The following is an 18,100-nucleotide window of genomic DNA, read 5'->3' as shown; positions in this document are numbered from 1 at the left end:
TTCCCAGATGAACGGCTGTATTTAGCCTTTACTTTTTTATCGTTATTTTATCCAGGTACTTCAGGGCATCATCAACTGTATCGATGGGAACAATTTTCATATTGGTCTTAATATCCTTTGCAGCGATTAATGCCTCGCGGTAGTTTGATTCCGCGATTCCCTTTTCATTCGGGGCAAAGAAAACATCAGCACCAGTATTATCGGCTGCGACAATCTTTTGCTGGATGCCGCCAATCGGACCGACTGTTCCGTCTTCGGACATCGTTCCTGTACCGGCAATCTGGTACCCTTTCGTGATGTCTCCTTCTGTCAGCTGATTATAAATTTCAAGCGTGAACATCAATCCAGCCGAAGGACCGCCGATCTGATCGGTGTCCATCGAAACCTCAGGATTCGTAATCGGCCTCTTGTCATCATCAAGGGAAATACCAATTCCCACCTTAGTTTTATCATCGTTGAAATGCTTGAGCTTCAGTGTGGCCGTTTTGTTTTTTGGTCCCCTTTTGTATAACAGGGTAATTTTATCTCCTGCTTGTTTCTTCCCGACATGATCGATAAACTGTTTGGAGGATTGAAATTGCAGGTCATCCACCTTTATGATCTCGTCTCCTGGCTTCAATTTCCCATATGCCGGCATTCCTTCCAGCACATCAAGCACATAAACGCCTCGATATTCAAATGATACCGGTTTTCCCGCTTTTTCGTAGGCAACCTTTATCGAGCTGTTTTTTGAACCGTCCATCATATGAAGCTGCCTGACATTGTATTCTTCATCCGTTTCATCTTCATTCCGGATTGCTGCCTCCGGATACAATTCCTGATATTTGCTCCCCTTTGCGATCAAATATGAATATATATTGGCCCTTCCCATTCTGACGGTTGTCAGCATAAAGCTTCCGGAGGCATCGTCTCCCCCGTCAACGTTTACAATTGGTTCCAATTCTTTTGCCATCCCCGGTTTGGATACATAGTATGGCAAATAGTAAAAGGATGATACTGTTATAAGCACAACGGCGATCAGGAGAGAGCGGATGTATATCTTACGGCTCATCTCGGTGAGACTCCTTCCAGTTTTGAATGGATTGTTTAATTAACATAACATTCTGTCTTGCTGCTTCTTCTCCAATATTAATTATTTCAGAGATATTTGTAAATGATTTAGAATTATACTGTTCGACACGCGGGCGGATCATTACATCAGAAGCAACCTTCCTGCTTTCCAGCAGTTCCATTTGCATAATATCGAGGCTTTGCATGATCACATCATAAATAGAGGTAATTTCTTGATTTTGTTTCACATGCGCGACATCCACGGCGATAATGATATCAGCCCCCATTCCCCTGGCGACGGAAACCGGTATCCGGTCAACGACACCGCCGTCTACCAATAAACGTCCCCCGACTCTTTCCGGAACAAATATTCCCGGAATGGAAATGCTCGCCCTTACCGCATCTGATATCGGCCCATCCTGGAAAACGACTTTCTCACCGGTCTGAATATCGGTGGCTACAACAGCAACGGGAAAATCAAGCTCCTCCAGCTTCTTTCCATATGTAAGTACCCTGATAAGCTCTTTTACTCTTTTTCCGGAGACAAAACCCATCTTGGGTACGGTAAAATCCAAATAATACTTCCTTTTAAATACCCGGGATAACATATAAAGCCTTTCAATATCGGATCCTGCAGCATAAAAAGCACCAACGAGCGCACCCATGCTGCTGCCGGCAATCATATTTACCGGGATTCCTTCCTCTCTTAAAATCTTGATAACACCCAGATGGGCAAAGCCCCTTGCCCCTCCTGAGCCGAGTGCTAGCCCAATTTTTGGCTCCTGCAAAAGTATCACCTCTCAAGAAAAACTCTCCTACAAACTTATGGTCTAAAATGGTTTTGTATGAGCATATTGTGTATAACAGGACAAGGTAAGTTGTACCATACTGTAATTTTATCACCAGAAAAGATAGATGCCCAGCAGATTCCTTTTGATGAGGAGGATTAAGTCTTTGTTTAAATCTAAAGTCAAATCAATTGTGCTTGCTGTTTCAATTACAGTGATGGCAGGAGCACTCATTTCTTTTCCTGAGGAATCCTTTGAGGCTTCTATCAGGGGATTAAATATGTGGTGGGAAATCGTTTTTCCTTCTTTACTTCCTTTTTTCATCATCTCTGAATTGCTTATCGGTTTCGGGGTCGTCAGATTTATTGGTGTCTTACTTGAGCCTTTAATGAGACCTTTATTTAAAGTCCCTGGAGTTGGAGGATTTGTATGGGCAATGGGCATGGCTTCGGGCAATCCCGCAGGAGCAAAATATACAGCGAGGATGAGGCAAGAGAAGCAACTTACAAAAATTGAAGCCGAGCGGCTCGTCTCCTTTACCAGCTCTTCCAACCCTCTATTTATTTTCGGGGCTGTTACAGTGGGTTTTTTCCATAATAAGAATTTAGGGATTATTTTAGCGTTGGCACACTATTTGGGGAATGTTTGTGTCGGCCTGATCATGAGATTTCACGGAAGATCAGAGGAAGGCAGCAAAAATGAAAAGTCCGAAGCTATTTCGATAAAAACAGCGCTTGGAGAGATGCATCGAACAAGACTAAAAGAAAAAAGACCATTTGGCCAGCAGCTTGGCGATGCTGTGATCTCTTCTGTTCATACCTTGTTAATGATAGGCGGATTTATTATCCTTTTTTCAGTCATAAATAAAATGTTATTTCATCTAAATATTACTGCTGTTCTGGCTGAAGGAATTAAATATGTGCTCGTAAGCATAGACTTTCCCGAATCTTTAAGCATCCCTTTTATTTCGGGGGTATTTGAAATTACGATGGGTTCCCAAGCGACAAGCCTGGTCCAGGATGCATCGCTTTTGCAGCAGGCCGTAATGACTTCCTTCATTCTTGCCTTCAGCGGATTGAGTGTACAGGCACAGGTTGCAAGCATTTTGGCAGAAGCAGATATCCGCTTCTTTCCCTATTTTATCGCAAGGATTATGCAAGGTTTTTTTTCTGCGGGAATTACCATACTGCTGTGGAAACCGGTATATGAGAAAATGGACTATTTGGAACGCAACTCAAACTCTTATCCTGTTTTTGCTTTAATGGATGAAGGCTGGAATACTAAAATTTACGAATTCATAATGTCTGTTGGACCGATTGCTACGATTGCCTCATTATCGATTTACATTTTCATATTTGCTTCAAGGTCCTACGCAAAAAGAAAGTAAAGGAGCCCAGGCGTATAACGGGCTCCTTCTTTTCATTTCGTTTTTTCGGGCTTTTGAAACTTTGCCAACAGGGCTGTTCTGACCCTTTCTGGTACAAGTTCAGAAATATCGCCGTTATATTTGGCAACTTCCTTGACAATGCTCGAACTCAGGAAGGAATATTGATTGTTGGTCATTATGAAAAAGGTTTCTACCTTTTCATTCAATAATCTATTCATTGAGGTAATTTGCATTTCATACTCAAAATCCGAAACGGCGCGCAGGCCGCGAATAATCGCATCAGCATTAATATTTCTGGCATAATCTGCAAGCAATCCCTGAAAAGTATCCACTTTTACATTAGGGATATGGGTAGTTACTTCCTTAATTAACTCAAGGCGTTCCTCTACGGTAAACAATGAATCTTTAGAAGAGTTATTTAAAACGGTTACATATACTTCATCAAAAACCTTTGCCCCTCTTTGGATAATATCCAGGTGTCCATAGGTAACCGGGTCAAAGCTTCCCGGACATACAGCGATTCTTGCCATAAAAATCCCCCTCTATTCAAAATCCCCATGATTCCAATGATAAATCGAAATGGCAATCATCCCATAGACTTCATAACGAGTTTTAATGAAACCCTCGACGTTTTCCGGAAGGACGATAGTACTGCTATGTTCACAAACAATATGCCCCTCCTGGTCAAGAAGCCTTGCATTATGTATCTGTTCCAGTAAAGTAACAAGCTTTTGTTTCTTATACGGCGGATCAAGCAAGATTAACCGAAAAACCAGTTCCCTTTTTATGATTGCCTTGAGCGCTCTTTCAGAGTCATTCTTAAAGACCTCAGACTGATCTATAAAATGACAGGCCTCGAGGTTAGCTCTTACCGTCTGGATTGCCTTATACTCCCGGTCTATAAAGATTGCCTTGTCCAAGCCGCGGCTTAAAGCCTCAATCCCCAATCCCCCGCTGCCCGCGAAAAGGTCGAGTACCGTTCCGCCATCGAAATAAGGACCGATGATATTAAACAAGGATTCCTTTACTTTATCAGTTGTTGGCCTGGTTCCAGTACCAGGCACTGCTTTTAAAGGCCTTCCTTTGCATGTTCCGGAAACGACCCGCATGTTCTCACCACGTTTTCGACAAATTTCTACTACCACATAATCCTAACATATTACAAATGTACAGCCAACACATTTAGAAAAGCGGAAGCTTTGAATAATAAGGATATTTTTGGGCCATACTGTTTGTAACAACATCACTAGTATAGGTGTTGTTGCCAACCGCGGAGAAGACTTACGTTTCCCCATAAGTTCTTCCTCCGGTTTCTCCTCTCCCTTTGCCTTCTAGCCTTCTCGTGAAGGAAATAGAAGGACCCTGCAGAAGATGACCTGCAGGGCTTTTTTTTTTGCGCTTTTTCGTATAGTTTCATTATAGAAAATGATAAAGTAGGAGTAGATATTTTTAAGAAGGAAAAATCAAATACCCATCTTATAATCGTATTCCTTCGCTTTGTCAGGCTTGGAATTTTCATATTCCATTTTTAAAAATGGTTTATAGGAAAGTTCGACCTTTTTAACAAATGAATAGCTTCTCAACTTCTCGGAAAGAGCTTCCACCTCTTCCATATTCGTATAGATGACGACATATTTCAGCTTTTTCGATACATAATGGATATTGCCGAACTTCCTAAGCATCTTCGCCTGTTTCAATGTATGTAAATAAACAATGATTCCCTGTCTCGCTCCAAACATAGTAGGTAACTCCCTTTTCTAAAGTGAAACTCCGCTCGATTCCCTTGTCTTAGGGGGATTCAAGGAAAGTATTCATTTTCATTAAGTGTAGCACAGCTTAAACTTTCCTTTCAAGATGAAAGCTGATGCTTTTTAATTAATTGGCCGGGAACATCAAATAAGAGTTTAGGCGGTGCAACGAATATGGATCTGGATATGATATGGTCTTCATTTATAAATAACATGTCCACCTATGATGAAATCGAAACGGTCTCCTATAAAAAGGCCGCGGGTATTCCTTTTCTTTATGTCCAGTATGCCGCTCAAATGGACTTGGCTGATGTCATAGCGTTGATAAAAAAAGCCGCGGCAAAATCGATGCGGGGAAAGCAGCTGCATTGCGAGACCGTATTCGTCAGAAGCGAAAAGAATATCATCGTTTTCCGGCACCGTTTTTACGTACCCCAGCGAAAAATGTTTTGCTGTGGAAACTTATGTGCAGATTGCATCAGATTTGAGGCCGATGGCTGAAAATGAAATCTTGTCTTAGTCAAAAAGCACAAAACGCTTGGGTTTATTATACCCAAGCGTTCGTTATCTGAAAAGGACCGCGAAAAGATACATAAAAAACTTTTCCGTTATGCAGAACAGCTGCAGCTTCCGCCTGAACCGCATCCCCCGCTGCAGCTCGAAAGCGATTCGAAAAACGGATTTCCAGAGGGAACTTTTATCTGAGGAGACACAGCATGGCCAATTTTCATGCTGATTTCATCAAGTATACTCTGTATCTCTGTTTCCGCCTTCTTAAACTCAGCGATGGTGGGATGAAGGTCCATTGCCCGTTTAACCTCCCTGATTTCAAGGTTTACCCGTTTATAATCAGGATGGTACTTTCCGAAGCGCTGGACCTCCTCATATAGTTCCTTCAGGGAAGAAAATGAGCGGATTTTTTGCTGCGCTTCCCGATCATTCCGCATTTTATATAAGCTTAGCAGGTAATTTTCCCCTGCCTCAGATTGTAATACCATTTGCCCCAGTGACTCGGCAGATTGCAAAATATTTATCCTTTCCATAGTAGCAAGCATGAAATAGCTCACCTCCACAACCATTTTACCATTGTTATAAAATAGATGCTAATCCTTTTTCTTAGATGTCAGAGTTGATCTCAATAATGAACTTTTTTTCCAGGCCTGCCGGTTTCCCGTTTTTGTCTAGGATCTCCAGATTTATTTGATGCTTGCCCTCAGGTATTGTCCGGACAATAAATGCAGCCGTGTTGTAATCATTAACCTTTCTCCCATCCATGTATAATCGGACTATTGCTTGCTGCTTTTTTGTCGACGGCGAAAAAGAAAAATCTTTTAAAAAGCAATCCACATATAGAAAATTTCCTTTGACGAAATACTTAACATCAAAATCTTCAGCAGCTGGTGACTGGATTGATGCAGCCGAGGCAGTGGAATGCTCAAGAAGCCCAATTTTTTTTTCTTTGTTTTCCGGTTCAGGTATATTTCTACCGCAGGCTGAAACAATCAACAACAATGTAAATAAGCTGATCAGTAATCTCATAATTCCTGCCCCCTTTGCCACTATTGTTTGCAAAAATCAGCAGTTTACTCCCTCTATAAAAAGAAAAGGCTGCTCCAAGAAGGATCAGCCTTTCATTTAACTTTGGGTATTCATTGCCTCAAACATATGAAGTAACATAGAAGTCATTTGCACACCATCAGAGAACTTGGTTACCCTGTGCGGGATTGATTTCTTAAAAAAGTAAGCTGCTTCTGTTTCCATCTTATCCAGTTGATGGGGATTTCTCATTAATGCTCTGTACCAGAAAGGCTGGAGCCGGATATACATTTTTAAATCCTGATTCCCATTTATTAACTCAAATACATCCTGTCTCATATTCCCTCCCCGATCTGAAGTGTACTAATTCTTTGTTTGAAACTAGTTTAGTCCTTCCTGAAAACAAATGGATTTGGCCGTTGCTGCTGCTCCTGCACCACTTGCTCTTCCACTTTTGGTTGTTCACCCTGAAAAGATGAAATGACACCCTGAATGGCCCCAAGTGCCTGATTTGCGTTTGCGATATACTGCTGAATCTGGTTTATATCCATATTCTTAACGGAATGTAACAGGAGCGTCATCAATTCAGATTTGCTCGATTGATCCGACTTTTCCTTCTCATTCCCTGAAGCTTCCTCCGCTGTTTCTCCTCTGTAAGCTTCCCATTGTTCATGATCTCCACCGAACATATACCATTCCTCAAATAAATCCTGCCAAGTATGGTTCCCATTCTTAACTTCCTGCCTGAGCTTTGGATGCTTCTTTACGAACTCCTTAAATTTTTCAACAGATGGCCGGGCTTTTTTTTGAGCCACAATTGTTCACCTCACACCATGACATGCGCCTATTCCCAGCATATGTCTTTCCATAAAAAGTGTGACGGCTCTATACACTTCTTCACCGTTCAAAGAAAGGGCAAGCCGCGGACAATTATCCGCACACTTGCCCTCTCTTATTTAGCAATAAAGTTTTGCGTGTAGAAATTCTTGTGTACTCCTACACCTAAATGAGTGAATTCTTTATTCAGCAACGCTTCCCGGTGCCCTTTGCTATTGAGCCAGCCTTCCATGACTGCTATCGCGTCTGTATATTTTGCTGCGATGTTTTCACCTGCAAGTATATAAGAAACGTCCCCCTCCGCAAGCCTGTCTTTCAAATCACCCTTTGTCGGAGAAGTGTGCGAAAAATAGCTGCCTGCCGACATATCAGAGCTGTGCAGATAAGCAACCTCAGCAGTTGGCTCATCCCATTTTAATTCTGGTACGTCAAACCGGTCTCGCATGATATTGGTAATATCAAAAATTTGCTGCCGGCTGCCCGCCGCGACCTTTTCCCGCTCTTCTTTGCCGAGAGGCAATTCTTTTAAAAGCTCACCTCGGTATGTTAATTCATAAGGTCTTTGCTTGAGAAGTGTTTCTTCATCGAGGAAGCGCACACTTGATACCTCGCCTGTAAACTTATCTATATAAAGTTGGGCATATGTCTTTCCCAGTTTTATCAAAGGCCTCATATTCATGTCCTCTTCCGACAATTCGAAACGGTAAGAGCCTCCCTTCCTGTCAATGTCAACTAGTGTCTCAGCAAATACACTTGAGTAGATTTCATCAATCGTCTGCCCGATTTTAAATGGAGCGACATTTATTTCTTTACCGATTCCATAAGCCGAAACAACTCTGCCATTATCAACCGCCAACTGAAAATATTTACTCTTACTGCGATTATAAATCCACCATTCGTAACCGTACGAAGACGGGTCGATTCTAACCGGTTTTCCATATCGTTTTTCAACTTCAGCGGTACTTTTTCCGATCGAGACAGCCAGTCCTCCGCTTGGCTTCTTCATTGCGCTCTGTTCATCTATTGCTTGATTATTTTTCGTAACATCTTCGTGGTTTTTTGGCTTGATCCCCTTTTCACCAAAAAGCATGAATTTTTCTTCATTATCCTGCCCAACGTTGAAATATATGCCAATCATAAAAAAAACAGCAGAAAGTACGATAACCTTTACCAATGTCCGCAGAGGAAGATTCCCCCTCTCTAAACCTATATAGAAATATATGAATGATTTAAGTGACCATGTATACGTCGATTATAGCATTTCCTGAAGCATTTATATAAAGTGAAACTTCCCTCAGTGGAGGTTTTTTCATTCCACTGATGGTTAGTTGAACAATTCGGGAATTTACAGACAGTTGTCCCCCACGAAGACTTCGTGGTTTCTTCTAAGTCATGAAGTGGGGGTCTTACTGTCCGTTAATGCGCGGCAAATCAAACATTCGTTGCAACTTAGATAATTTCGTACTATTATAAAACATGAAGGAAATTTATCTATATGTAAACATACTTGGAGAAAGAAAGGTTTTTTATACATAAGCTTCTCCATTATTTATGTTCACGTTTCCGTTTTAACGCAAAAAGAGGAGGATTATTCGTGAAATTTGAAAGCTTTGGTTTTGAAAATGTAACCGCTGACTTAAACCGTCTTGACGAAGTGATGCCGGAACACGGTTTGATTCGCGCTGAACAATGGGATTATGAAAGAGTCAGCTATGATCGTAAATTTGAATTGAAAGACGGGACCTTCTATCTCCGTGTCCAGGGCTATGCTGCTGAAGGCGACGTTGGAGCACACAAAGCAGCCGTTAAACTGCTTACCCCGCTCCTTGGCAAGTATTATTATCCGCATGGCATGGAGTATGGTGAAGGCGAAAGCTTCCCAGCTTCCCTTGTTAAACAATGTGAAAAGATACTTGCTCAAGTGAAAGAAGAGATCGAACATTTTTCCGGACTCTAATGAAACTGATGGAAGGCGCATGATGACTCATGCGTTTTTTATTTCAAAAAATTTATCGCGATCATTCCATACAAGTGAAAATGAACCGAAAAGTGAAATTTCCACCAGTGGGGATTTTCTTTATCCCCACTGGTGGTTAGTTATATGCGAAAAAAAACAGCAGAACTCTATTGAAAAAAGTTCGCTGCTTTTTCAAAAGAAAAAAGATAACTTTTGAACTTTGAAAGAGATGTTAGGCGGCGTTCCTTTTTACAAGGCGCCCTCCTGCTTTCTGATCAAAAACCAAGGATTGCTCTGATGACAGAAGTGGTCCCACCGCCATGGTAAAGCACATAAAGCAAAAGGTAGACGGCAACACCAGTTATTGCGGTGAAAAACCAGATGATACTTGTAATCGGCCCCAGCTTTTTATGTCGTGCCAATTTATTGGTGAAACCGGTTATAAGAGAAACGATTCCAAAGACAGCCCCTGTCGTAGCTAAAAAAATATGGAATACTAAAAAAATTGTATAATAAACTTTCAAATTCTCTGGTCCTCCAAAAGCGGTGTTGCCGATAAAAATCGTTCTGGAAGCGTAGATTATAAAGAAAATCAAGGCAAAAATAGCAGCTGTAATCATCGTTTTTTTATGTGTTTCTATTTTTCGCTGCTTAATTTGATACCAGCCGATGGCTATGGTGATTGCACTTAACACAATAAAGACTGTACTTATAGTCGGCAGTATTGGTAAAGACATGGTTGATTAAAACGTCCTCTCTATTCCATATATATCATCTCACTTATTTTATAAAAGGAAGAGAGAAAATACAATAAAATCCTCGATTCGTAACAAAATGCTCACTTATTTGCACTTGTCCGGCCCGACTTTTCCCTTATTAACTGAAGCAACCAGCCAAAAAAATGACAAAACTCTCACATATTCTCTATTCTATTGTTTGATGTCAGCAGGCAGCGGATCGATTTTATCCGGTCCACCGCCTTCCTTTCTGTACCACGCAAAGAATACATATCCTAACACAATGCCGTATACGATTTCCTGAATAATTTTCATCAGTACTCCACCGGTACGCTGATCCTCCAGGGGCGGCATTCCATTAAATAATTCAGGCCCGCTTATCTCTAATCCGGAAAGAGCCGATGCAGGCACACACAGTTCCATTGCCTGGGCCCATGCTGTTGCGTCAGTGAAGGTATCATACAATGGGTTACTTGCAAAAATGATCAAGGCACAAGCTGGCGTAAGCAAAATTCCGTTACCGAAAATATAGCCAACTTTTTGCAAACCGCTAAGGCTCTCCTTTTCAGGGAGCTGGTTAACGAGAGGAAACCACATGAATATCGCCGTTAAAAAGAGAACAACTGTATAGAGGGCATGCATCCACATGTCGGTTTTAATAAAATCAAAAATAAGTGGTAAATGATAAAAAGAGAACATTAAATTGAAAACGACCAAGGCAATCAGCGGCTTTGTAAAAGCCTTGAATACCCTGTCGATAAGAGATACTGAAAATAACTGGCTCCATAACCAGTTCGGTATACTTAAGATGAGTAAAGGAGGCATAATCAAATATAAGATAGCCATCTGAACCATATGGACGCTGAACATGATGTGGCCCAGTAAGTCAATCGGCGAGCCCTTGATTACATATAACAAGATCATAAAAGTCACAAAGAGCAGACTTTGTTTTCTCGAAATCGATTCACTTCCTGCGAACTTGTTTCTATACTTGGTTACCAGCATAAAATAGGCAAAAGTTATTAAAACCAGGGCGACAAAGAAGTATGGGCTCCACAAAGCCCGGAAGCCAAAAATATCTATCGACATGATATCACCTCTGAAAGTTTTCGTAGACACACGATTATTATACATTATCGCAGTTTAAAGGGACAATCGAAAGCATTTGGATAGTATATGCCTATAAAACAGAAAATCGGCTAATAATAGCCGATTTTCTTGAGTAGCAATTAAAGCCAAACAATTGTCATAAATACTAGAACCGTTGCCAGTCCAACCGCCAATCCTGAGAAAAGGAACAAAGCAATTGTATTATGTCCTTTATGCTTCATATGCATAAAGTAATATAGCTGGAAAGCAACCTGTACGACAGCGAGCAACAAGATGAAAGGTCTAATAAACCAGTGTGAGAACCCATCATACGCAACAGCCAAAAAAGCGATTAGGGTAAAGAAGATCATCATGGTAAATGTAACAACCTGATGCTTCATTTCCTCTGCATTTTTTTTGCGTCGATATTTGAGATCCACATTTGGGTTAGCTGAATTTGATTGATTATTCGCCATCAGTTTATCCCACCATTCCCATTAAGTATACTACGGTAAAGATAAATACCCACACTACGTCAATAAAGTGCCAATAAAGACTGGCAATGTAGAACTTGGGAGCATTATACAGGTTCAAGCCGCGTTTTGCATTGCGTACCATAAGTGAAATGATCCACACTAAACCAAAAGCAACGTGCCCTCCGTGGAAGCCTACTAATGTATAGAATGCAGATCCAAAAGCACTGCTTGTAAAGGTATGATGGAATTCATGGACATAATGATTGAACTCATACACTTCCAGCCCGAGGAACGCTGCACCGAGTAATACAGTGATCAATAGCCACGCCTGCATTTTTTTGAAATCATTGTTTTTCATATGGTACATTGCATACACACTTGTTAAAGAACTCGTTAAAAGAATAACAGTTGTTATAAATGTCAAAGGGAGTTCGAATATGTCCTTTGCAAGGGCATGATCTGCGTTTGGAACTTTATCTTTTAAAGCAAGGTAGGTAGCAAAGAGAGACGCGAATAAGACTGTCTCTCCCCCCAGGAATAACCAGAAGCCCAGATATTTATTCTTGCCTTCGAGTGTAGCTTTCTCAGGAGCGGCAGGCCAAGTTGCATCTGTGAATTTTTCTTCTGCTTGCATTATGCCTTAACCTCCTTATCATCGTCATTTACAAGATCTTCCTTATGAATGTGGAAGCCATGGTCATCTTTAACAGAACGGATAAACATTGCTCCAAAAGTGATCAGCAAGCCGATGATCATGACAGGAAGCGTCCAGTCTTTATTGTCAACATTGTACAAGGCACCGAATGCCGAAACGAACAGACCGAGTGAAATCACGAAAGGAAGAATGGTTGAATTCGGCATATGGATATCGCCAATCGGCTCTGCCGGAGTCATTTCGTCTTTGCCTTCCATTTTTTCAACCCAGTAAGGATCCAATCCGCGGACAAGCGGTAGCTGCTTGAAATTATAAAATGGCGGCGGGGACGGAATTGCCCATTCAAGAGTACGCCCATCTTCCCAAGGATCATTACCAACTCTAACATTCCTAACCGATGTTACGATGATATTGTAAAGCATAATTAGTATGCCTACTGCCATAAACAATGCACCTATCGAACTGATCAGATTGCCTGTTTCGAAACCCTGCCCCGGCAGGAACGTGAATACACGACGCGGCATACCCATTAATCCAAGGAAATGCTGAATAAAGAATGTTAAATGGAAGCCAGTTAAGAATAACCAAAATGTGATTTTGCCCAATGTTTCATTCAACAAGGTACCAAACATTTTTGGCCAGTAAAAATGTGTGGCAGCCAATAAACCAAAGATTACCCCACCGACAATAACATAGTGGAAATGGGCCACAACGAAATAGGTGTCATGGTACTGATAATCTGCAGGTGCTGCGGCTAACATAATACCGGTAACACCGCCTGCGACGAACGATGGTATGAAGGCAACCGCCCACAGCATTGGTGTTGTAAAACGGACGCTTCCTCCCCACATCGTAAACAGCCAGTTGAAGATCTTAATCCCGGTAGGTACGGCAATTGCCATTGTTGCTACTGCGAAAATCGCATTGGCAATCGGCCCTAATCCAACCGTAAACATATGATGGGCCCACACCATAAACCCTAAGAAGCCGATAAGTACTGTTGCGAATACCATTGAAGAATAACCGAAAAGCCTTTTTCTCGAGAAAGTCGCAAATACTTCTGAGAAAACACCAAAGGCAGGCAGGATTAGAATATAGACTTCCGGATGCCCGAATATCCAGAACATATGCTCCCAGATAATCGTATTTCCTCCTGCTGCCACATCAAAAAAGTTTGATCCAAACATACGGTCAAACATTGCCAGCACGAGTCCAACCGTTAAAGGAGGGAAAGCAAACAAAATGAGTGCTGAAGCAACAAATGTGGACCAAGTGAACAACGGCATACGCATATATGTCATCCCTGGTGCACGCATGTTAATAATGGTGGTAAGAAAGTTAATCCCGGCGATTAATGTACCTAATCCGGAAATTTGCAGCCCCAGAATATAGAAATCAACACCGTGCCCGGCTGATTTCATCGCCAGGGATGCATAGTTGGTCCATCCAGAGTCAGGAGCCCCCCCCATAAACCAAGAAAGGTTCAAGAAAACTCCGCCAAAGAAAAACAACCAAAATCCTACTGCGTTAAGAAATGGGAACGCTACGTCACGCGCTCCTATTTGAAGTGGAACAACCGCGTTCATGAAAGCAAATATCAAAGGCATTGCCGCCAAGAAGATCATGGTCGTACCGTGCATCGTTATTAATTCGTTAAACAATCCGGCACTGACAAAATCATTGTCAGGTACTGCAAGCTGAATTCTGATGAACATCGCTTCAAGTCCCCCGACAATAAAGAATAGTCCGCCTGCGATAAGGTATAGAATGGCGATTTTCTTATGGTCCACCGTTGTAAGATAGTCCCAAACCGTAGCGCCAAAACCTTTTTTCTTAGCGTAGGTACTCAAGATTTAACCTCCCTATGTCAATCAATCAATGTATTCCCTATTTTTCTTCAACTTTCAACCCCATTAAATAAGCAGCAAGCGCGTCAACTTGTTCATCAGTCACGTTATACGTTCCTGTCATTGTGTTGCCCGGCTTATATTCTTCAGGGTTCTTGATCCAATTTTTTAAGTTTTCTTCATTGTGGTCCAATACTCCGGCAATACGTTCACGTTCTCCGAATGTCGCAAGGTTAGGAGCCTGGCGAGCCTGTTCAGGTCTGCTGTCATTTGGTGTTACAGCATGGCATCCAATACAGCTCTTATTGAACACTTCTTCTCCTTGCCGTGCCACCTCGCCTTCAGCAGCGGGCTTTTTCACAGCTTTCATATCTGCTGCCCATTGATCAAAATCAGCACGTGATTTTGTATTGACCTTAAAGTCCATCAGAGCATGGGAAGGTCCGCAAAGCTCGGCACATTTACCATAAAAAACATCTTTAACTTCTGCAGCTTTTTTGCTGTCGAATTCCAGCCAGAATTGGTTTTCACCATCAGTATTCGTGTCCATCTTACCACCTGCAGACGGAATCCAGAATGAGTGCTTAACATCAGAAGCTGTCAAGTTGAAGTAAACCTTTTCATCTGTTGGCACCACTAGATCCTGGCTTGTTACGACGCCTAGATCTGGATATTCAAATTCCCACCAGTAAAGGTTCGCCCGGACATTGATTACAAGTGCATCTTTCGTTTTTCCGTCCTTGTCTTTCTTTTCCATAGCCTTAGTATCAGCTAAATCAAAAGTTGCGGCGATAGTCGGCACTGCCAAAACCAATAAAAGAAGGATAGGAATAACGGTCCAGATAAGTTCAAGTTTGTGATTTCCTTCAATTTGTTTTGGGATTTTGTTTTCGTCCCCTTTTTTGCGGCGAAAACGGATGAGTACATATACGAAGATTACAACAACAACAATAATAACCAAGACCATGATCAAGGTACTTAAAATCATTAAGTCATACTGCTTTTGTGCAACTTCTCCAGCTGGCCTTAATGCAGACAGATATGGTTCTCCACAGCCCGCCAGTACGAGCGCCAAGATTGAAAATAATGACACCAGACGCCATTTGTGCAGCCTTTTTTTCATAGCTTTAGAAACCCCTCTTTCGTAAAAAATTTCTCACAAGTCAAAAAGATTTTGGCTGGTTGTGAAAGTTCTCTCTATAGTAAATTTCTATCATAAGAAAGAATTCCTTAATTAGGCGGAACTTTTCCAGATGCCCTCTTGTAAGTTGGGGCACCTTGATATGTATCGGCAAACCAAATTGTTGCTTCCACCATCTTGAATCCGGCTATATACATATGATGGCGCCTGGAGCCCTTATGGAAACAGAACCCAGGCGTCGGCTATTTAAAGATGAGAGTGAAGCTAGACTATATCAATGTTACGATTACCATCGCTACATATAAAATAGTCATATAATTTAAAGAATATACAAACATGAACCTCGCCCACTTCAATTCATTTTTCTTCATTTTATACCCGCTGATTGCCAGAATAAGCCAGCCAACATTCAAAGTAGTTGCCAGGATAACCAGCGGCATTCCAAGTTGTGTTAAGAAAAGCGGGATAGGGAGCAGACATGCCACCCATAGTGTCATGGACCTTTTAGTGGTTTTAAATCCTTTGACAACCGGCAGCATCGGAATCCCGGCTGCCCTGTATTCCTCGCAGCGTTTCATGGCAATCGCATAAAAATGAGGCGGCTGCCAGATAAACATGATTAAAAAAAGCATCCAGGCCATTACACTTAAGTCAGGATCTACAGCCGCCCAGCCAATTAGCGGCGGTATAGCCCCGGAAATACTTCCCACGATGGTATTAGAAACAAATCTTCTTTTTGAGATTAGAGTGTACAAAACAACATAAGAAAAAACCCCGATCAATCCAATGACCGCTGTTGTGATGTTTGTAAAAGCAAGAAGAACAGTGCCAATGGCAATCAGCGCCAAGCTCAGAGCAAGCACTCTGGCAGGACTCATTTTCCCAGTAACTGTCGGCCTTGTTTTTGTTCTTTCCATCAAATGGTCTATGTCGCGATCGATGTAATTATTTAAGCTGCAGGATCCCGCGACAATCAAGGAAGAACCTGCAAGCACAAAAAACATTGTATCCAGGTTAGTTAAAAAGTGCTCGCCTGAAAAATGAAGGGCCAGCCATAAACCGGTAAAGGTCGTAATCAAATTTGAATTGACGATACCAATTTTCACTAGAGCCATAAAATCTTTCCAGGCTGTTGTTTTTGGTATGGCAGCATGAAGGGTCGCCTCACTGTCCGTAATGGCAGGTTCAGTCAAAGCCCTTGGATTAGACATATATATTCCTCCTTCTAAGAAAAGCGCAAGCGCCTTGTGAAAATGAACGTCGACCTATACTATATATCACTTTTTTGATCTTTTCTATATTTGCGATCAAGTAAAGCGCCAACGAAAGTTACTCATTTCACCTGTTAACGAAATCCTGAAATAGCATTTTTGCCTATTTTACCCTAATCATAATTTTATTTACATGTTTTACATCACTTTTTTTAATAGTGCAAAATAATGAATATCTTCTTCGTATATTAAATCACATTTTCATGTCGTTTTGTGAACTTTTTTTGTACAATTTATGTCTTATTTGTGAAACGAGATTTCCAGCCCTCTCTCTCTTGATCCAGCGCCATTAAACATTTCTTTTCATTTCTATCAAACTCTACGTAAATATTCAACCACTTTCCCATCAAAACTATTCTAATAAAACCATTAACTCCTTGTAAATTAACAACAAGTTGTGTACTATCGAGGGAGAAAAAAGAGCGTTTTATTTTCGGGGATAGACGTATATGATTGATTGGATTAAATTCATAAAGAAGGTGAAAAAACAGTGCATCGGGCATTGAAATGGTTTGCAGTTTTGACAACGATCGGCATGCTTTTAATCCTGCTTGGCGGAGCTCTTGTGACAAAAACTGATTCCGGTATGGGCTGCGGCAGATCCTGGCCTTTATGCGACGGAAAGTTTGTTCCTAGCGATATCACACCGGAACTGGTTATCGAACTCGCCCACCGCCTTGTATCGGGCAGTGTCGGTTTTATGGTCTTGATCCTTTCCGTTTGGGCCTGGCGCAAAATCGGACACAAGAGAGAAACAAAGTTTCTTTCCCTCTTATCTTGCATCTTTTTGCTTGCCCAGGCTTTAATTGGTGCGGCAGCCGTGATCTGGGGACAATCTGATTTTGTACTTGCGCTCCATTTTGGAATTTCTTTAATTTCTTTTGCCTCAGTATTCCTCTTAACGCTGCTCATTTTTGAAGTAGACAAAAAATTTGAATCTGAAAAACTGATCATTGATAAACGAATGAAGTTCCATATTACAGGAATTATGGTCTACTCTTTTATTGTTGTTTATTCCGGAGCCCTGGTGAGGCACACAAAGTCCAGCCTTATCTGCAAAGATTGGCCGCTATGTGTCAATTCTAGTCCAGGCCTTCCAGGAAATATTTTTCAGTGGGTACAAATGGGCCACAGGGCTGCTGCGGGGATCATTTTTATATGGGTAGCCTATGCGGCTATTATCGCTATCAGGCATTATAAGCATCAAAAGGTTTTGTATTGGGGCTGGGTTGCCTCCCTTGTACTCGTATTTCTTCAAGTATGTTTCGGTGCTTTGATCATTTTCTCTAGGCTGAATCTCTATATTGCCCTGGGGCACGCATTGTTCATTTCCTGTTTTTTCGGGGTCATGAGTTATTTGCTCCTCCTCTCATCAAGAAGCAAGAAAAACTCGATTGCCCTTGAAAAAACACAGGCTGGATACAACGAAGCCGAAGAACAGCTCTAACGCCACCGGGGGCAACCATTCGATAGAGAACGCCGTTCTTATGCTCAGGGATTGAATAGAAACCAAAAGAGCCATCTTTCATCTGAAAGATGGCTCTTTTTTGTGTCTAGCACGTGCAGCCTGGCTCGTTATCA

General features: G+C 41.6%; 21 protein-coding genes. 4 read left to right on the top strand and 17 right to left on the bottom strand.

Annotated features, from left to right (window positions below; genetic code table 11):
- Positions 1–28: 28 nt before the first annotated feature.
- Positions 29–1,051: a SepM family pheromone-processing serine protease gene (locus ELQ35_RS08340; RefSeq protein ID WP_126864360.1), complete on the bottom strand. Its 1,023-nt coding sequence runs from the start codon at positions 1,049–1,051 to the stop codon at positions 29–31.
- Positions 1,041–1,838 carry a patatin-like phospholipase family protein gene (locus tag ELQ35_RS08335; RefSeq protein ID WP_126864359.1) on the bottom strand — a complete coding sequence of 266 codons (798 nt, stop codon included), beginning with the start codon at positions 1,836–1,838 and terminating at the stop codon, positions 1,041–1,043. The genes ELQ35_RS08340 and ELQ35_RS08335 overlap by 11 nt, the downstream gene beginning before the upstream one ends.
- 166 nt (positions 1,839–2,004) lie before the next feature.
- On the opposite strand from ELQ35_RS08335, the gene ylbJ reads away from it, so the two are divergent.
- Positions 2,005–3,225, top strand: a complete 1,221-nt coding sequence (gene ylbJ, locus ELQ35_RS08330; protein WP_126864358.1) for a sporulation integral membrane protein YlbJ — start codon at positions 2,005–2,007, stop codon at positions 3,223–3,225.
- A gap of 32 nt (positions 3,226–3,257) precedes the next feature.
- On the opposite strand, the gene coaD is transcribed toward ylbJ, so the two are convergent.
- The 3 genes from coaD to ELQ35_RS08315 form a co-directional block, all read right to left on the bottom strand.
- Entirely contained in the window at positions 3,258–3,755 is a 498-nt protein-coding gene (gene coaD / locus ELQ35_RS08325) for a pantetheine-phosphate adenylyltransferase (RefSeq protein ID WP_126864357.1), read from the bottom strand.
- 12 nt (positions 3,756–3,767) lie between these two features.
- Positions 3,768–4,334: a 16S rRNA (guanine(966)-N(2))-methyltransferase RsmD gene (gene rsmD, locus ELQ35_RS08320; protein ID WP_126864356.1), complete on the bottom strand. Its 567-nt coding sequence runs from the start codon at positions 4,332–4,334 to the stop codon at positions 3,768–3,770.
- A gap of 354 nt (positions 4,335–4,688) precedes the next feature.
- Complete coding sequence (locus ELQ35_RS08315) at positions 4,689–4,964, bottom strand: YlbG family protein (protein WP_126864355.1); 276 nt, start codon at positions 4,962–4,964, stop codon at positions 4,689–4,691.
- A 183-nt stretch (positions 4,965–5,147) separates the two neighbouring features.
- Between ELQ35_RS08315 and ELQ35_RS08310 the strand changes: the two genes are divergently transcribed.
- Positions 5,148–5,474, top strand: coding sequence for a hypothetical protein (locus tag ELQ35_RS08310; RefSeq protein WP_126864354.1), 327 nt, complete (start codon positions 5,148–5,150; stop codon positions 5,472–5,474).
- Positions 5,475–5,581: 107 nt separating this feature from the next.
- Here the strand turns inward: ELQ35_RS08310 and ELQ35_RS08305 are convergent, their stop codons facing one another.
- The 5 genes from ELQ35_RS08305 to ELQ35_RS08285 form a co-directional block, all read right to left on the bottom strand.
- Positions 5,582–6,028 carry a YlbF/YmcA family competence regulator gene (locus ELQ35_RS08305; RefSeq protein ID WP_126864353.1) on the bottom strand — a complete coding sequence of 149 codons (447 nt, stop codon included), beginning with the start codon at positions 6,026–6,028 and terminating at the stop codon, positions 5,582–5,584.
- Positions 6,029–6,089: 61 nt separating this feature from the next.
- Entirely contained in the window at positions 6,090–6,512 is a 423-nt protein-coding gene (locus tag ELQ35_RS08300; RefSeq protein WP_126864352.1) for a hypothetical protein, read from the bottom strand.
- Positions 6,513–6,608: 96 nt separating this feature from the next.
- A complete protein-coding gene (locus tag ELQ35_RS08295; RefSeq protein WP_126864351.1) occupies positions 6,609–6,848 on the bottom strand; it encodes a YlbE-like family protein in 240 nt (79 codons plus the stop codon).
- A gap of 47 nt (positions 6,849–6,895) precedes the next feature.
- Positions 6,896–7,324 (bottom strand): YlbD family protein, encoded by a 429-nt coding sequence (locus ELQ35_RS08290; protein ID WP_126864350.1) that lies wholly within the window; start codon positions 7,322–7,324, stop codon positions 6,896–6,898.
- 137 nt (positions 7,325–7,461) lie between these two features.
- Positions 7,462–8,484 (bottom strand): CAP domain-containing protein, encoded by a 1,023-nt coding sequence (locus ELQ35_RS08285; RefSeq protein ID WP_126864349.1) that lies wholly within the window; start codon positions 8,482–8,484, stop codon positions 7,462–7,464.
- A 456-nt stretch (positions 8,485–8,940) separates the two neighbouring features.
- On the opposite strand from ELQ35_RS08285, the gene ELQ35_RS08280 reads away from it, so the two are divergent.
- Positions 8,941–9,303: a YugN family protein gene (locus ELQ35_RS08280; protein WP_126864348.1), complete on the top strand. Its 363-nt coding sequence runs from the start codon at positions 8,941–8,943 to the stop codon at positions 9,301–9,303.
- A gap of 275 nt (positions 9,304–9,578) precedes the next feature.
- On the opposite strand, the gene ELQ35_RS08275 is transcribed toward ELQ35_RS08280, so the two are convergent.
- The 7 genes from ELQ35_RS08275 to cyoE all read right to left on the bottom strand — a co-directional run bounded on the left by ELQ35_RS08275 (position 9,579) and on the right by cyoE (position 16,459).
- The gene (locus tag ELQ35_RS08275) at positions 9,579–10,040 is read right to left on the bottom strand and encodes a DUF420 domain-containing protein (RefSeq protein WP_126864347.1); all 462 of its coding nucleotides are present in this window, start codon (positions 10,038–10,040) and stop codon (positions 9,579–9,581) included.
- Between the two features lie 192 nt (positions 10,041–10,232).
- Positions 10,233–11,129, bottom strand: a complete 897-nt coding sequence (gene ctaG, locus ELQ35_RS08270; RefSeq protein WP_126864346.1) for a cytochrome c oxidase assembly factor CtaG — start codon at positions 11,127–11,129, stop codon at positions 10,233–10,235.
- A gap of 140 nt (positions 11,130–11,269) precedes the next feature.
- Positions 11,270–11,605 carry a cytochrome c oxidase subunit IVB gene (ctaF, locus tag ELQ35_RS08265; RefSeq protein WP_126864345.1) on the bottom strand — a complete coding sequence of 112 codons (336 nt, stop codon included), beginning with the start codon at positions 11,603–11,605 and terminating at the stop codon, positions 11,270–11,272.
- Between the two features lie 4 nt (positions 11,606–11,609).
- Positions 11,610–12,239 (bottom strand): cytochrome (ubi)quinol oxidase subunit III, encoded by a 630-nt coding sequence (locus ELQ35_RS08260; protein WP_126864344.1) that lies wholly within the window; start codon positions 12,237–12,239, stop codon positions 11,610–11,612.
- The gene (gene ctaD / locus ELQ35_RS08255; RefSeq protein WP_126864343.1) at positions 12,239–14,110 is read right to left on the bottom strand and encodes a cytochrome c oxidase subunit I; all 1,872 of its coding nucleotides are present in this window, start codon (positions 14,108–14,110) and stop codon (positions 12,239–12,241) included. The genes ELQ35_RS08260 and ctaD overlap by 1 nt, the downstream gene beginning before the upstream one ends.
- Before the next feature lie 37 nt (positions 14,111–14,147).
- Positions 14,148–15,230: a cytochrome c oxidase subunit II gene (gene coxB / locus ELQ35_RS08250; RefSeq protein ID WP_126864342.1), complete on the bottom strand. Its 1,083-nt coding sequence runs from the start codon at positions 15,228–15,230 to the stop codon at positions 14,148–14,150.
- A 287-nt stretch (positions 15,231–15,517) separates the two neighbouring features.
- Positions 15,518–16,459, bottom strand: coding sequence for a heme o synthase (gene cyoE, locus ELQ35_RS08245; protein ID WP_126864341.1), 942 nt, complete (start codon positions 16,457–16,459; stop codon positions 15,518–15,520).
- A 550-nt stretch (positions 16,460–17,009) separates the two neighbouring features.
- On the opposite strand from cyoE, the gene ELQ35_RS08240 reads away from it, so the two are divergent.
- The gene (locus ELQ35_RS08240) at positions 17,010–17,966 is read left to right on the top strand and encodes a COX15/CtaA family protein (RefSeq protein WP_126864340.1); all 957 of its coding nucleotides are present in this window, start codon (positions 17,010–17,012) and stop codon (positions 17,964–17,966) included.
- The last annotated feature ends 134 nt before the right edge of the window (positions 17,967–18,100 follow it).

Source organism: Peribacillus cavernae (assembly GCF_003989135.1).
Classification (GTDB): domain Bacteria; phylum Bacillota; class Bacilli; order Bacillales; family DSM-1321; genus Peribacillus; species Peribacillus cavernae.
The sequence above is the reverse complement of the archived record's forward strand: the minus strand, read 5'-3'. Positions and strand labels throughout refer to the sequence as shown.

Bases quoted from the DNA above. Each gene is read 5' to 3' on its own strand.
- ELQ35_RS08340 (WP_126864360.1), bottom strand. From the start codon at position 1,051: ATGAGCCGTAAGATATACATCCGCTCTCTCCTGATCGCCGTTGTGCTT.
- coaD (WP_126864357.1), bottom strand. From the start codon at position 3,755: ATGGCAAGAATCGCTGTATGTCCGGGAAGCTTTGACCCGGTTACCTAT.
- rsmD (WP_126864356.1), bottom strand. From the start codon at position 4,334: ATGCGGGTCGTTTCCGGAACATGCAAAGGAAGGCCTTTAAAAGCAGTG.
- ELQ35_RS08315 (WP_126864355.1), bottom strand. From the start codon at position 4,964: ATGTTTGGAGCGAGACAGGGAATCATTGTTTATTTACATACATTGAAA.
- ELQ35_RS08310 (WP_126864354.1), top strand. From the start codon at position 5,148: ATGGATCTGGATATGATATGGTCTTCATTTATAAATAACATGTCCACC.
- ELQ35_RS08305 (WP_126864353.1), bottom strand. From the start codon at position 6,028: ATGCTTGCTACTATGGAAAGGATAAATATTTTGCAATCTGCCGAGTCA.
- ELQ35_RS08300 (WP_126864352.1), bottom strand. From the start codon at position 6,512: ATGAGATTACTGATCAGCTTATTTACATTGTTGTTGATTGTTTCAGCC.
- ELQ35_RS08295 (WP_126864351.1), bottom strand. From the start codon at position 6,848: ATGAGACAGGATGTATTTGAGTTAATAAATGGGAATCAGGATTTAAAA.
- ELQ35_RS08285 (WP_126864349.1), bottom strand. From the start codon at position 8,484: ATGATTGGCATATATTTCAACGTTGGGCAGGATAATGAAGAAAAATTC.
- ELQ35_RS08275 (WP_126864347.1), bottom strand. From the start codon at position 10,040: ATGTCTTTACCAATACTGCCGACTATAAGTACAGTCTTTATTGTGTTA.
- ctaG (WP_126864346.1), bottom strand. From the start codon at position 11,129: ATGTCGATAGATATTTTTGGCTTCCGGGCTTTGTGGAGCCCATACTTC.
- ctaF (WP_126864345.1), bottom strand. From the start codon at position 11,605: ATGGCGAATAATCAATCAAATTCAGCTAACCCAAATGTGGATCTCAAA.
- ELQ35_RS08260 (WP_126864344.1), bottom strand. From the start codon at position 12,239: ATGCAAGCAGAAGAAAAATTCACAGATGCAACTTGGCCTGCCGCTCCT.
- coxB (WP_126864342.1), bottom strand. From the start codon at position 15,230: ATGAAAAAAAGGCTGCACAAATGGCGTCTGGTGTCATTATTTTCAATC.
- cyoE (WP_126864341.1), bottom strand. From the start codon at position 16,459: ATGTCTAATCCAAGGGCTTTGACTGAACCTGCCATTACGGACAGTGAG.